General features: G+C 67.9%; 13 protein-coding genes. 3 read left to right on the top strand and 10 right to left on the bottom strand.

All coding sequences use genetic code 11. The features are described 5' to 3' along the window. Positions 1-48: 48 nt before the first annotated feature. The 9 genes from ACWF4Z_RS07370 to ACWF4Z_RS07330 all read right to left on the bottom strand — a co-directional run bounded on the left by ACWF4Z_RS07370 (position 49) and on the right by ACWF4Z_RS07330 (position 11,099). The gene (locus tag ACWF4Z_RS07370; protein WP_452242100.1) at positions 49-1,836 is read right to left on the bottom strand and encodes an NAD-binding protein; all 1,788 of its coding nucleotides are present in this window, start codon (positions 1,834-1,836) and stop codon (positions 49-51) included. After that, the gene (locus tag ACWF4Z_RS07365) at positions 1,757-3,430 is read right to left on the bottom strand and encodes an acyl-CoA mutase large subunit family protein (protein WP_452242099.1); all 1,674 of its coding nucleotides are present in this window, start codon (positions 3,428-3,430) and stop codon (positions 1,757-1,759) included. Before ACWF4Z_RS07365 ends, ACWF4Z_RS07370 begins: the two co-directional genes overlap by 80 nt. Before the next feature lie 67 nt (positions 3,431-3,497). After that, on the bottom strand, positions 3,498-5,117 hold the full coding sequence (locus tag ACWF4Z_RS07360; RefSeq protein ID WP_452242098.1) for a dipeptide ABC transporter ATP-binding protein: 1,620 nt from the start codon (positions 5,115-5,117) through the stop codon (positions 3,498-3,500). Beyond that, complete coding sequence (locus ACWF4Z_RS07355; RefSeq protein WP_452242097.1) at positions 5,114-5,620, bottom strand: GbsR/MarR family transcriptional regulator; 507 nt, start codon at positions 5,618-5,620, stop codon at positions 5,114-5,116. Before ACWF4Z_RS07355 ends, ACWF4Z_RS07360 begins: the two co-directional genes overlap by 4 nt. Further along, on the bottom strand, positions 5,620-7,077 hold the full coding sequence (locus ACWF4Z_RS07350; RefSeq protein ID WP_452242096.1) for a serine hydrolase domain-containing protein: 1,458 nt from the start codon (positions 7,075-7,077) through the stop codon (positions 5,620-5,622). The genes ACWF4Z_RS07355 and ACWF4Z_RS07350 overlap by 1 nt, the downstream gene beginning before the upstream one ends. Next, positions 7,078-7,959, bottom strand: a complete 882-nt coding sequence (locus ACWF4Z_RS07345) for an ABC transporter permease (protein ID WP_452242095.1) — start codon at positions 7,957-7,959, stop codon at positions 7,078-7,080. After that, positions 7,952-8,878, bottom strand: coding sequence for an ABC transporter permease (locus tag ACWF4Z_RS07340; RefSeq protein ID WP_452242327.1), 927 nt, complete (start codon positions 8,876-8,878; stop codon positions 7,952-7,954). The genes ACWF4Z_RS07345 and ACWF4Z_RS07340 overlap by 8 nt, the downstream gene beginning before the upstream one ends. Beyond that, a complete protein-coding gene (locus tag ACWF4Z_RS07335; RefSeq protein ID WP_452242094.1) occupies positions 8,878-10,464 on the bottom strand; it encodes a peptide ABC transporter substrate-binding protein in 1,587 nt (528 codons plus the stop codon). The genes ACWF4Z_RS07340 and ACWF4Z_RS07335 overlap by 1 nt, the downstream gene beginning before the upstream one ends. Positions 10,465-10,595: 131 nt before the next feature. Beyond that, positions 10,596-11,099: a MarR family winged helix-turn-helix transcriptional regulator gene (locus ACWF4Z_RS07330; RefSeq protein WP_452242093.1), complete on the bottom strand. Its 504-nt coding sequence runs from the start codon at positions 11,097-11,099 to the stop codon at positions 10,596-10,598. Positions 11,100-11,162: 63 nt separating this feature from the next. Here ACWF4Z_RS07330 and ACWF4Z_RS07325 point away from each other — a divergent pair, with 63 nt between their 5' ends. Genes ACWF4Z_RS07325 through ACWF4Z_RS07315 form a run of 3 tightly spaced genes read left to right on the top strand, consistent with a single transcriptional unit; the run spans position 11,163 to position 13,547 of the window. Continuing rightward, positions 11,163-11,909 carry a maleylpyruvate isomerase family mycothiol-dependent enzyme gene (locus ACWF4Z_RS07325; RefSeq protein WP_452242092.1) on the top strand — a complete coding sequence of 249 codons (747 nt, stop codon included), beginning with the start codon at positions 11,163-11,165 and terminating at the stop codon, positions 11,907-11,909. Positions 11,910-11,969: 60 nt separating this feature from the next. After that, on the top strand, positions 11,970-12,317 hold the full coding sequence (locus ACWF4Z_RS07320; RefSeq protein ID WP_452242091.1) for a YciI family protein: 348 nt from the start codon (positions 11,970-11,972) through the stop codon (positions 12,315-12,317). A 6-nt stretch (positions 12,318-12,323) separates the two neighbouring features. Next, positions 12,324-13,547 (top strand): RNA polymerase sigma factor, encoded by a 1,224-nt coding sequence (locus ACWF4Z_RS07315; RefSeq protein ID WP_452242090.1) that lies wholly within the window; start codon positions 12,324-12,326, stop codon positions 13,545-13,547. Here the strand turns inward: ACWF4Z_RS07315 and ACWF4Z_RS07310 are convergent. After that, positions 13,544-14,263: a PH domain-containing protein gene (locus tag ACWF4Z_RS07310; RefSeq protein ID WP_452242089.1), complete on the bottom strand. Its 720-nt coding sequence runs from the start codon at positions 14,261-14,263 to the stop codon at positions 13,544-13,546. The genes ACWF4Z_RS07315 and ACWF4Z_RS07310 overlap by 4 nt on opposite strands. Between the last annotated feature and the right edge of the window lie 69 nt (positions 14,264-14,332).

Here is a 14,332-nt window from a genome sequence, read left to right as displayed (position 1 = left end):
GCCCTCGCATTCCGTTCACGTTCACTGGACCATCTTCCCCGACCGGCCCTAACCGTGGTGAGCCCGGGTGGCCAGGAGCAGGCGGGCCAGGCCGCTTCGGGTGCCGGCGACGGCGATCCGATCGCCCGCGCGGAGCGCCCGGTCGTACGCCGGAGTCCAGTCCCACCGGTCAGCTCCGGCCAACCGCGCCAGCACCCGCAGCCCGCCCGCCTCGTCCAACTCGCCCAGCCGCAGACCCACCGCGACCGAGCCCGGCTCGACCGTCACCTCCGTGAGCAGCAGCACGCGCCGTCCGGCCAGGACCGTGGTCTGACTGCGCCGGTTCGCCACCGCGGCCGCGATCGCCGGCGCGACCAGCATCGACACGGACCGGCTGTGCCCGAGCCCGAGCCGCCGTTCGACCCGTTGGGCCAGGTCGTGATCGAACATCCGCAGCGTGATCCGCGCCTCGGGGTTCAGATCGCGCACGACCATCGCGGACTCGAGGTTCGTGATGTCCCCGTTGGTGATCGCGAGCACGGACTGACACCGCAGTACGCCGGCCGACCGCAGCGTCTCCTCGTTGCTGCTGTCACCGATCACCACCGGGATCCGGAGCCGATGCGCAGTCTGTACGCCGGGTGCGTCGTCGGACTGCTCGACCCCGACCACCGCGACCCCACGCTCGGCGAGGATCTCCAGCACCCGGGCTCCGACCGTACCGAGGCCGCAGACGATGACGTGATTGCGCGGCCGCCCACGAACCCCACCGATCACCCGCGACAACCGGGCACCGATCAGCGAGTCGACGACCACCGCGGTCAGCAGCGCCATCAGCACGATGCCGGTCAGCTGCACCACGACCGAGACCACCTTCACCCAGGGCGGCGCACCGGAGAAGCTGTCGTCCTCGATCCCGGCGGACGTCACCGCACCGGCCGAGAGATAGATCGCCCGCCACCACTCGATGTGCGCAAGGAAATGGACCAGCGCCGTCCCGCCGATGATCAGGAGCGCCATCACCGCGGCGATCCGCCGGACCCGTCGATCGAAGACATCGCGCAGACCCATCAGCCAGCCTGCCCGCCGCACATCCTTGCGCCGCCGGAAGGTCCGTACGCCGGTCCCGAGCACGATGTCGCCGGCCGGGTCGAAGCTCGCGATCGGTAGCAGGTCGGGCGTCGCCGACGAGGTCGTATCGGCCAGCACGGTCAGGTGCGGCTCCCGGATCAGATTGGCCTGCCCGGCAACGAGCCGGCGGCCGCCGAGCTCGAGCCAGGTGAGCTCGTCGTCCTCGAGTGCATCCGAGACGAAGGCCGGCGCCGCCAGTGCGGGACCGGAGATCACCAGGCAGTCGCCCAGCAGCGTGTGCAACTGCTTGCCCAGTCGCGGGTTGACCATCTGCACGATGATGCGCAGATCGGGATCCATGTCGCGTGCCGTCAACGCGGTGTGGACGTTGCGGACGTCGTCGGTGTCCAGCAAGACCAAGGCCTGGGCGGTCGACGGAATGACCGCCTCTCCGTCGTCCCCGAGCTGTGCGTCGATCCCGGCCCGGCGCAGCAGGCTCTCGCTCACGACGCGAACGCCGATCACCTGCGCGCCTAGCTCGTTGATCCGGTCGTAGTGCCGCGAACCGGGGTTGACGATCGCGGTCACCCGCTCACCCGAACTCACCAGCTCGGTGACGACTCGCAGCATGTTGCGGTCCGACCCGATGACAACGACGCTGCGCCCATCCGGGGGGTCGGCCGGTGGGGGCAGCTCCGGCCGCTCCTCAGAATCGGGCGGGCTCTCGGTACTCTCCCCACTGTTCCCGAAGAACGTGACAGATTTCCCCCATCGTGGCCTCCGCACGCGCCGCCTCCAGCATGGGCTCGATCATGTTGCCAGTCCCTTTGGCAGCCTCCACCAAAGCCGCAAGCGTACGACGAACCCGGTCCTCGTCGCGCTGACTCTTGCGCGCCGCGAGCACCCGGCACTGCTCCACCTCGACCTCGTGGCTGACCCGGAGGATCTCCAGCTCGCCGGAGACGGTGTCGGTCAGCGTGTTCACGCCGACGATCTTCTTCTCGCCCTTCTCCAGTTTCTGCTGGTACTCGAAGGCGGCGTCGGCGATCTCGCCCATGAACCAGCCGTCCTCGATCCCGCGCAGGATGCCGCCGGTCATCGTCTCGTCCGGGCTCAGCTCCTTGATCCGGGCGAAGATCTCCTCGGCCTCGGCCTCGAGCTTGTCGGTGAGGGCCTCGACGTACCACGATCCACCGAGCGGGTCCGCGACGTTCGTGACGCCGATCTCCTCCATCAGCACCGACTGCGTGCGCAGCGCGATCTCGGCCGACTCCTCGCTGGGCAGTGCGAGGGTCTCGTCGAGTGCGTTCGTGTGCAGCGAGTTGGTCCCGCCGAGGATCGCGGCCAGCGCCTCGACTGCCGTGCGTACGACGTTGTTGTACGGCTGCTGTGCCGTGAGTGAGACCCCGGCCGTCTGGGTGTGGAATCGCAACCACTGCGCCTTGTCGGTCTTGGCGCCGTAGACATCGCGCAGCCAGCGCGCCCAGATCCGCCGGGCCGCGCGGAACTTCGCGATCTCCTCGAAGAAGTCCAGGTGGCTGTCGAAGAAGAACGAGAGGCCGGGTGCGAACACGTCGACGTCGAGTCCTCGGGACAGCCCGAGCTCGACGTACCCGAAGCCGTCGGCGAGCGTGTACGCAAGCTCCTGGCCGGCCGTCGAGCCGGCCTCGCGGATGTGGTAGCCGGAGACGCTGAGTGGCTTGTACGCCGGGATGTTGGCGGCGCAGTACTCCATCAGGTCACCGATCAGGCGCAGGTGCGGCTCCGGCGGGAACAGCCACTCCTTCTGCGCGATGTACTCCTTGAAGATGTCGGTCTGCAGCGTCCCGTTCAGCTTGGTGATGTCCGCGCCCTGGCGCTCGGCCGAGACCAGGTACATCACGAACGCCGGTACGGCGGGGCCGGAGATCGTCATCGACGTCGTGACGTCCTGCAGCGGGATGTCCTTGAACAGCCGGTCCATGTCCGTGGCCGAGTCGATCGCGACGCCGCAATGGCCGACCTCGCCGAGCGACTTCGGCTCGTCGGAGTCACGGCCCATCAGCGTCGGCATGTCGAACGCGACGGACAGGCCGCCGCCACCGCCGGACAGAATCATCTTGTACCGCTCGTTGGTCTGCTCGGCGTTGCCGAAGCCCGCGAACTGGCGGATCGTCCAGGTCCGGCCGCGGTACCCGGTCGCGTACAACCCTCGCGTGAACGGGAACTCCCCCGGCCACCCGATCCGCTCCATCCGCGGGTCGTCGAACCCCTCCGGAGGCCCGTAGGCCGGCTCCACCTCGGTGCCGGACAGCGTGGTGAAGTCCGCTTCCCGCTTCCGCGCCGCGTCGTACCGCGCCTGCCACCGGCTCCGGCCGGCGCCGATCTCCTCGGCATCCATCAGTCAGACCTCCTCGGTCCCTCCCTAAAATACTAGGACGTCCAACTATTTCCAACCTCGTACGCGGTCAGCTTGCGGTGCGGAGAGTCCGGCGGCGGGATTGTTCTTGGGGGTCGGGGACGGGGGCCGCCGCCAAGAGACGGATTGTGTAGGGGTGCTGGGGTGAGCGCAGCACTGACTCGCGGGATCCGTGTTCGACGAGCTTGCCTTGGTTCAGGACGGCTACCTGGTCGCAGACCTGGTCTACTACGGCCAGGTCGTGGCTGATGAAGAGGCAGGCGAAGTGCAGGCGGTCCTGGATGGATCGGAGCAGCTCGAGCACGGTCGCCTGGACGGAGACATCCAGGGCGGACGTGGGTTCGTCGGCGATCAGGAGGTCGGGGTCGAGCGAGATCGCGCGGGCGATGGAGACGCGTTGGCGCTGACCACCAGAGAGCTCGTGCGGATACCGCCCGGCCCAGCCGCGTGGCAGCTCGACGCTGTCCAGCAGCTCTTCGACCCGACCACGCAACGCCGCACCTCGTACGCCGCGATGCACGGCCAGCGGCTCGCCGATCGACGTCCCGATCGTGGCACGCGGATTCAGTGCGCCGGCCGGGTTCTGGAAGACGACGCCGATCCGCGCCCGGGTCTTCCGCAGTACCGCGGACGAAGCACCAGTGAGTGCTTGCCCGGCGACCCGGACCTCACCCGAGGTGATCGGTGCCAAGCCCAGCACGGCCTTCCCGATCGTCGACTTCCCCGACCCCGACTCACCCACCAAGCCCGTGAACTCCCCCGGCTTCAGCTCCAGACTCACGTGATCCACAGCCAGCACTGTTCGCCGCCCGCGATACTCGACCACGAGATCCTCGACAGACAGCGCGGACACCCCCTGCGAAGGCAACGAGACGCTCTCCCGCAGCCCGCCACGCGGCACCGCATCCAACAACGCCCGCGTATACGCCTCAGCCGGCGCGTCGAACAACGCGTGCACCTCGGCCGTCTCCACCACGGACCCCTCGCGCAGGACAACGACCCGATCGGCCACATCCGCGACCACTCCCAGGTCGTGGGTGATGATCATGATCGACCCCGAGAGCTTCGACCGCATCGCGAGCAGTACGTCGAGAACCTCCTGCTGCACGGTCACATCGAGCGCCGTCGTCGGCTCGTCCGCGATCAGCAACTCCGGATCACACGCCACCGCGATCGCGATCATCACCCGCTGACACTGCCCGCCGGACAGCTGATGCGGGTAATACCTGAACCGCGACTCCGGGATCTCGACCATCCGCAACAACTCGAGCGCCCGCTCCCGGGCCTCGCCCCGCGACACCCCCGGTTGATGCGCCCGGATCATCTCGACCAGTTGCGACCCCACCGTGAACACCGGATCGAGCGCGCCGACCGGATCCTGGAAGATCATCGCGATCCGCCCACCACGCAACCCCGTCAGCTCACCGCGCGACATCGCCAACACATCCTGCCCGCCGAAGCTGATCCGCCCGCCGACGGTCGCGGTCGACGGCAGCAATCCGAGCGCCGCCAACGCGGTCACGCTCTTCCCCGATCCCGACTCCCCGACCACCGCAAGGACCTCGCCCGACCGGACCTCGAAGCTCACACCGTCCACCGCGCGATGCGTCGTACCGCCGACGGTGAAGTCGACGGTCAGGTCCTGAAACGCCAGCACCGAAGAGCTCATTCAGGATCTCCGGCATCGAGTTTGGCCTTGTATTCCTGCCAATCGACCAGCATCTTGCGGTGGTACGACGCCAGCCACTCGAAGTAGTTGCGCGCGTTCCGCAGCCGCTTCCGCGGATCCGGCATCCCTTCGGGCAACTCGGCGAGCATGTCCTCGAAGACCTGGCGTTGCTTGCCGAGAAACCGCCGTTCGCCCGCGAGGAAGCTGCCCCAGACGTCGTCCTCGACCTTGAAGTAGTGACTGCGATCCCCTGGTACGGCGTGCCGCGCGATGAACCCGAGATCGATCAGCCGGCGCGTCGTACTCGAGATCGAGCCGGCACTCGCGGACAACGCGCGGGCCAACTCGGCCGACGACACATACGCCTTGTTGCTGACCATCAGATAGCCGATGACGCGGCCTTCCATCCGGGGCGAACCGGCGGCCTCGAACAGCAGCGCGAACTGCTCCACGAAGTCCGCCCGACGTGGGTCCTCCTCCCACTCGTCGTCGTCGATCGCCATCAAGACCTCCTTGCCGCTGCATGCACGTCCGCTGCGGCGATCTGCGCCGCCCGCCGCTCCCGGAACACCTCGACCGGCCACCGCGAGCTCCCGCCGTACCGGATCTGCGCCGCCTTTCCCTCGTCGTCCCACGTGTAGACGACGGACTCGCCGATCGATCCGAACCCGGCAGTCGGTACGACGGCGAGGGTGTTCTCGTCGACGACCTGCAGCTCCTCGTAACTCTCGACCGGATCCGGTGCGGCGGCGAAGAACCCGACCAGGCGTCCGCCGAGCAGGGCGACGTTCATCACGCCCATCAGGTTCGCGAAGCTCCCACAAAACCGGCCGGCGTCAACAGCGGTCGGCACCTGCGAGCCGGCCGGCGGTGCGGCCGCGAGGTTGAGCAGCTTGACCACACCGGTCGCGAGGTTCCCAGCGGGTCCGCCGATGCAGTTCGTCAGCACAGAGACGACAATCTGCTCGTCGGGGTCGATGAAGGTCCGGGTGATGTGCCCCGGGTACCCGCCGCTGTGGCCGACCAGCCGCCGCCCACCGATCGTGGTGATGTCCATCCCGAGCCCGTACCGGCCGATTTCCTTGCCATAGGCATTGACCAGGCTCTCGTCCCGCTGCAACAGTCGTTTGCTCGCGTCGGACAGCAACTCCTCGGCCCCGAAGAAGTGCGCGGCGCCGTACGTCGTCAGATCCTCGGCAGTCGAGTAGAACCCGGTAGCAGCGGCCATCGCCCGGGTATCCACGTGCGGGATGACCTCGCGTACGTCGCTTCCGTCGAGCAGACCGGTGTGACCGCCGGCGTAGTCGCCGGCACGCTCGGGATCCCACTCGGCGCCGGTGTTGGTAAGACCCAGCGGGTCCACGATGCCGGCCGCGACCTGGCCGGCGTACGACAGGCCGCTCGCCGACTCGATCACCAGGCCGAGCAGCGAGTAGCCGATATTGGTGTACTTGAAGTGCTCGTTGCGCTCGAAGACCTGGCCGTGTGATCGGCACAGCTCGATCAGGGCCGCACGGTCCGGGAACGGATCCATCAACTGCCAGTAGTCCTTGTCCACGCCGTCGCGGATCACGCCGCCCTGGTGACCGAGCAGCTCCCGGACCGTGATCGGACCGAGTGCGGTGCCGGCCAGCTCCCCGACGTACTGCGCGACCGGATCGTCGAGGCGGACCTTGCCCTGCTCGACGAGCTGCATGATCGCGGTCGCGGTGAAGGTCTTGCTGTGCGACGCGATCCGGAACAGATGGTCGGTCCGCAGCGGCGTCCCGGCGACCTCGTCGCTGGAGCCGAGCGCGACCGAGAGGACCACCTCGGCACCGACTCTGATCGCCGCTTGGATCCCTGGTGTGCGCAGGTAGCGACGCTGGAACTCGAGCCAGCTCTGGATGGCTGGGGCGGCTTCGCGGGCGGTGTCGAGCGAGTAGAACAAGGCGGCGTCCGTTCTGTGTGAGGTAGGCATTCAGGAACGTCCCTTCGGGTTGACCGCGTCGCGCAGCACGTCCCCGAGGGTGATCAGGCTCAGGACGGTCGCGGCGAGGAAGAGACCCGGATAGATCAGGGTGTGCGGCGCCTGCTGGAACCGCGACTGCGCGGTGGCGAGTTGCAGGCCCCACGAGATCGACGGCGCCCGCAGGCCGAGCCCGAGGAACGTCAGCGTCGACTCCGCGACGATCACGCCACCCACGGTCAGCGTTGCGACCGCGAGGACCGGGCCGATCGCGTTCGGCAGGACGTAGTGCGTGAGGATCCGCGTGGCCGGGAACCCCATCGCCTTCGCCGCCTGGACGTACTCCGCGTCCCGCGTCGAGCGCACCGTCGTCCGGACGATCCGGGCCAGCACCGGCCAGGAGAACACCGCGAGCACCAAGGAGACCGACACCACCGACCGGTCGCCGAGGCTGTTCAGTACGACGATCGCCCCCAGCAGGAACGGGAATCCGAGGAACACATCGGTGAGCCGAGCGAGAACCGAGTCCGCCCAGCCCCCGACGTACCCGGCGACGGTCCCGACCAGTACGGCGATCACCAGCGCGATCACCGTCGAGATCAGGCCGACCGACAACGAGGCCCGTGCACCGTGGATGACATTGGAGTAGACGTCACACCCCTGGAGATCCTCCCCGAAGGGGTGACCCGGCGACGACGCACGCGCGCTGGCCGAGATGTCGCAGGCCCGCGGATCGGCATGCGCGAACCATTGCGGGACAACGGCCAGCAGGAACAGTACGGCGAGGACGGCGACCGGCAGCCAGAACAGCACACGCCGCCGGACGGTCGCCCACACGCCACGACCGGCAAGCACATCGTCTCGGACGGTTTGCGCGAGTACCTGATCAGTCATGGCGGATCCTCGGGTCGAGGAGGGAGTTCAAGATATCGACGATCACGCTGGTCAGCAGGAAGATCAAGATCAGAGCGGTCGAGATTCCGACCACAGTCGGCCCTTCGTGCACCCGGATCGACTCGAACAGCAACTGCCCGACGCCCGGCAGGTTGAAGATCCCCTCCACCACGACGGCACCGCCGAGCAGCGCACCGAGGTCGATCGCGAGATAGGTCAGCACCGGGATCGCCGAGTTCCGCAGGACGTGGACACCGATCACGCGGCGCCGCGACAACCCCTTGGCCCACAGGGCGCGGACGAAGTCGGAGCTCATCGTGTCGATCACGCTCCCCCGGGTCAGCCGCGCGACCGCGGCCAGTCCGTAGAGCGCGATAATCGTTGCCGGAAGCAAGTACGACAGCGGCCAGCCGTCGGTGACGCCGGCGATCGGCAGCAGCGACAGCTTCACGCCGAAGACCAGCTGCGCCGTCACCGCCAGCACGAAGACGGGCACCGACGAGATCAGGATGGTCAGGAGCAGGATGCCGCGATCGATCCAGGTGTTCTTCCGCAACCCGGCGACCAGACCGAGACCGGTACCGATCACGACCTGGATCACCCACGCGGTCACCGCGAGCCGGATCGTCACCGGCCAGCGCAGCGCCAGCCGCTCGGACACCGACCGCCCGTGGAAGTCGATGCCGAGGTCGCCGGTGAGCAGATGGCCCAGATAGCGCAGGTACTGCGACCAGAGCGGATCGTTGAGGTGGTACAGCTCGCGGATCCGCTCGACCACCGCCGGCGACAGCGGCTGATCGCCGCCGAGGCTCGCGATCGGATCACCCGGCAGCGCGAACACGGCCGCGTAGATCGCGAACGTGACCCCGAAGAACACGATCACGAGCTCGACCAGCCGCCGGATGGTGAACCGCAGCATCACTTCGCCGCGACGGTGGTGTTCTCCAGCTCGATGCCGCTCGAGCCTTCGGTGAGTCCGGCGATGTGGTCCGAGGTGGCGAACGCGTACTTCTCGAAGAACATCGGCGGCGCCGGGAAGTCCTTGAGGATCGCCTTCTGGACGTCGACGTACCCCTGGGTCGCCTGCTCCGGATCAACCTGCGCGTCGGCCTTGGCGAGCAACTGCTCGACCTGCGGCGGGTAATACGGCACGCAGTTCACGCAGCCGCCGACCTTGGTGTAGATGTTGCGCAAGGTGTTCTGCTGGCTGGCGTAGAGGGCGCCCCACCGGGAGAAGTACGGGCCGCTCAGCTTCTGGTCGCTGCGCAGCTTCAGGAACTCCGGGAAGTCGGTCGTCGGCGTCGCGGTGACGTCCTTGAGACCGAGGTTCTGCCGGAGCTGGTTCGCGTAGGCGTTGAAGAGGTCGTCGAAGCCGGAACCACCCGGGTACCTGAGCTCCATCTTGCCGCTGAAGCCGCCCGCCTCGGCCAGCAACTGCTTGGCCTTGGTCGGGTTGAACGTGCACGGCTCTCCACACAGGCCTACCGGCGTACCTGCCTCGCCCGGCGGGGTCAGCGCGGTCGCAGGGGTCCAGATGCCGCCGTAGATCACGTTGCTGACGGCCTGACGGTCGATCGCCATCGAGATCGCCTTGCGGACCCGGATGTCCTGATAGCGCTTGTCCCACAGCGGCAGGCCGAGGTAGTTCATGCCGAGACCCTGGAAGACGTACGCGTGATCGCCGAAGTCCTTCTTCAGCTGGGCCATTCGGCTCGCCCCGACGAACAGGACGTCGAGGTTGCCGGCCTGGACGTCGGTGTAGGCGGTGTTCGTGTCGGAGTACGGCTTGAAGACGATCTCGTCGACGGACGGCTTCGGGCCCTTGTACCCGGCGTACGCCTTGACCGTGATCGGCTCGTTCTCGGTGTAGGTGCCGGTCATCTCGAACGGTCCGTTGCCGATCGGCTTCTTCCCGAACCCGTCGAGATCCTGGTACGCCGCCGCCGGCAACGGGAAGAACCCGGTCTGGGCCTGCGAGAGCTGGACCGGGAACTGGCCGTCCGGGCTCTTCAGCGTCACGATGAAGGTGAGGTCGTCGATCACCTTCAGACCCGACAGGTGGGTGGTGGCGGGCTTGCCCTTGGGCGGGTTCAGCCCGTCGTACCCGGCGATGTTGACGAGCTGCCCGCTGTTCTCCCAGCCATTGGGGCCATAGGCAGCCGTGTCCCAGGCCTTCACGTAGCTCTGGGCGGTGACCTTCTCGCCGTTGTGGAACGTCCAGTCCGGGCGCAGCTTGATGGTCCAGTGCACCGCGTCGGTGGATTTCACCGACTCCGCGTTGCGGTAGGTCAGCGTGCCGTCGCGCTTGACGTAGGTGAGGCTCGAGAAGAGCTGCTCGACCTGCGAGAAGGCGAGCGTCTGGCGGCCCGGATTCAGGGTCACCGGATCGCTGACGCCGTCCGAGATCGACCTGATCCCACTGTCGCCCTCACTGCCGGAACCGCCTCCGGAACAGCCGGCCACCATCATTGTGCCGACCAGCAGGGCGGCGGCAGCACGCTTCATGGATCCTCCAACGACGTCCCGATGTGTGTCCCGATCGTGGCGTGGAGGCTGCTGTCTGGCAATAGGGAAACTACGGAAGTTTCAGTAGGAAATGAACTTTTAACACGACGGACCCGCGGAAGAGGGCAGGGTCAGCTGAAGTCGCCGGCGTTGTGGCGCAGTGGCTCCAGCACCGACCAGAGCATCTTGAGCTGCTCGTCGGTCAGTCCGCTGAGCGCGAAGTCGGCGGCGACCAGGTCCGCGGTGGCGCGCTCGACCAGCTCACGGCCCTCGGTCGTGATCTCGCACAGGATCGCCCGCCCGTCGTCCGGGTGCGGCGTGCGGGTGACGAGTCCGGCCGCCTCGAGCCGCCGGACGATCGAGGTCACCGAGGTGGGGTGGACCTGCAGCCGCTCGCCCATCTTGCCCAGCGGCAGCGAACCGCGGCGCGAGAACGTCAGCAGCACCAGGGCCTCGAACCGCGCGAACGTCAGCCCGTGCTTGCGCAGGATGTCGTCCAGCTCACCGATGACGATCTGCTGAGCCCGCATCAGCGACGTGACGGCGCGCATCTGCTCGACCGCGCCCCAGCGCCGCCCCCACTGCCGCGACGCCTCTTCGATCGGGTCGAACGGCAACGCCCTCTTCCTCGCCATGTGCCGAACATTAACCCGAACCCACGCTGGCAAACTGTCCGTGCCGTCTGGAAGTGTCCGGGTATGACGTTGTCGACAGAGCGAGCCTCGTTCTATCTGGGGCAGGTGCGGGCCGACTCAGCCCGCTTGGGTGAGGTTGGCCGGATGGGGCTGGAGGCAGCCGTGCCGAGCTGTCCGGGCTGGACCGTGGAATCGGTGCTGCAGCACGTGGCCCAGGTCTACGAGCACAAGCTCGAGGTGTTGCGGCTCGGCGCGCTACCCGCCGACTGGCCACCGGACTTCAGCGGACGCGAGACCTTCGAGTGGTACGACGAGACTCGATCGGCGATCGTCGACGCGCTGGAGAAGGTCGGGCCCGCGCTGGAGACGTGGACCTTCAACCCACGCGATACGACCTCGGCGTTCTGGTACCGGCGGATGGCGATGGAGAGCCTGGTCCACCGGATCGACGCCGAACAGGCCCATGACGTCGTCACCCCGATCGACCCGGAGCTGGCGCTGGACGGGATCGACGAGGTGCTCTATCCCAACCTCGGCGGCCCGTGGTGGGCGGAGGGCGATACCGAGCATCCGATCGACGCGACCGTCCGCATCACCTCGGCCGGCCGGTCCTGGACGATTCGCGCGGACAGCACGAGTATCGAGATCAGTCAGGGTGCCGAGGGCGATCCGGACGCGGAGATTTTCGGTGACCCGGCTCCGGTCTACCTGTGGCTGTGGGGCCGGGTCGGCGACGACGCGATCCAGACCGCCGGCGACGAGGACGTCGTACGGGCGTTCCGCGCTCGGCTCGCGGAATCGACCAGGTGATGTCCTTCCCGGCTCTCGCTGTTCGTTCCTCTCCAAAGGAACCATTCAAGGAGGACTCCGATGGCGCAGTACCTTGCACTGACCTACACCGCGGACGTGGATTGGTGGGCACCTGAGCAGGCCGACGAGCTGGCCGAGTACCGGAGGTTCGGCGTCGAGTACGCCGAGCAGGTCAAGGCGAGCGCAGTCCTGCACCCGACCGCGACGGCGACCGTCGTCCGGGTCGAGGGCGCCCGCGGCGGACCGGTGATCACCGCCGACGGTCCGTACGCCGAAACCAAGGAAGCACTCACCGGGTACTACCTGATCGACGCCGAGGACCTGGAGGAGGCGGTCAAGATCGCGGCCCAGATCCCGGCGGCCTGGAACGGCGCGGTCGAGGTCCGCCCGGTCATCGTCGCCAAGTAGCCAAGCATGTACGACGTCGTCGCCGACACGATCCGGATCGAGGGCACGCGCATTCTCGCGACCCTGATCCGGACCGTCGGCGACGTCCAGCTGGCCGAGGACGCGGTCCAGGAAGCGACCCTGGCCGCCCTCAACGCGTGGCCGGTGACCGGCGTACCGCCCGAGCCGCGGGCCTGGCTGACCGTGACCGCCCGCCGGAAGGCGATCGACATCATCCGGCGCGAACAGGCTCGCTCCACCAAGGAGCGGGACGGGACGCGGCTCATCGAGCTCCGCCGACGCGTCGAGACCCAGCCCGCGGAGACTGAGGACGATCTGCTCCGGTTGATCTTCACCTGCTGCCATCCGGCGCTCTCCCCGCCGACCCGCGTCGCCCTGGCACTGCGGACGTTGTGCGGTCTCTCGCCGGGACAGATCGCCGGCGTGCTGCTCACCACCGAGGTCGCGACCACGAAGCGTCTGACCCGCGCACGCCAGAAGATCGCCGCCGCCCGCATCCCGTACCGCGTCCCGTCCGAGGCCGACCTCCCCGACCGTCTCCCGGCCGTTTGCGCGGTCATCCACAGCCTCTACACCGCGGGACACGCTCCCGTCGAGGGCGAGGCGCCGTACGACGTCGACGTCTGCGCGGAGGCGATCCGCCTGGCTGAGCTCCTGCACTCGCTCCTGCCCGACCAGCCCACGCCAACGGCGGTCCTGGCCCTGCTCCTCCTCACCGAGGCCCGCCGCCCAGCTCGCGTCGACGCAGCCGGCGACGTGGTCACGCTCGACGAACAGGACCGGACCCGCTGGGACCAAGACCTGATCACCCGCGGTATCGCCTTACTGAACGACTCCCTGCAGCGCTCCAACCGCCAGGCCGACGCGTACCAACTCCAAGCCGCGATCGCCGCCGAGCACGCCCGAGTCCCCAGCTACACCGCCACGGACTGGCGCGAGATCCTCCGCCTCTACGACCTACTCGTCGAGATCGCCCCCAGCCCACCCGCCCAACTAGCCCGAATAGTCGCCCTAGCCGAGTCCGGCAACGTCCCCTCAGCCCTAACCCTCCTGGACGCCGAACCCCGAACCCCCCGCTGGCACGCTCTCCGAGCCGAACTCCTGGCCCGACAAAGCCACTACGCGGAAGCCGTCAAAGAACTAGACCAGGCCCTGGCAACCGCCCCCGCAAACCACCCCGAACGCCCCCACCGAGAACGTCGGCGGGCTTACTTCGCACGGCAGGCTTAGTCGCGGTCTTCGGTCCAGTTGCCTCGGTCGCTGTTGAAGATTGACTTGGCGCTGGAGGAGGCCGGGGCGGGGCGATGCCCGCCGCCGGAGTTGGAGGGCGCCGAGGTCGTGGTGGAGACCTCCTGCGCGGAGTCCATCCCGATCGGGCCGGTGCCGTCGTCGTCGGTATCGTCGTCGCCCTGCACGACGTCGACGCTCGCCGACGCGCGCAGGCCGGTGCGCTGGATGACCCGCTGGATCGTCAGGTCGCGGTCGTCGGGCCGGCTGACCCACTTGATCTCGCGGAAACCCTGGTCCTGCGCGGCGGACTCGAACACGAAGTGGCCGTAGCCGAAGATCCGCCCGACGATCGGCTTCTGCAGCGTGATGTCGAGGATTCGCGCGATCGGGGTGGTCGCGACCGTCTGCGAGAAGACCCCGCGGATCCGCATCACCCGCATGTTGGTGACGACGAACCGGTCGCGATGTTGCGTGAGGAATTGCCAGAAGGCGTGCGCCAGCAGCACCAGCACGATCACCAGCAGCACCTGCGCGCCGCCGATCGAGGTCGTCACCAGGGCGACCAGCAGGGCCGTCGCGAGGATGACCTCCAGCACGGGCACCGTGAACACCACCCAGTGGTGCCGCACCTCGTCGATGACGACTTCGCCCTCGTCCGAGATCAGATGGCGCCGAACCTTCGGGTCGAAGATCCGGAACAGGCCTATTCCGGCCATCCGCTCACTCCCCTGTCACGCCGCGTCGGTGTCCTCACAGGACAAGTGTCCCGCACGATCGCTCGTCGC

This window comes from Kribbella sp. NPDC055071 (genome assembly GCF_053608045.1).
Note: the sequence above shows the minus strand (reverse complement) of the source record. Positions and strands in the feature narration are given on the sequence as shown.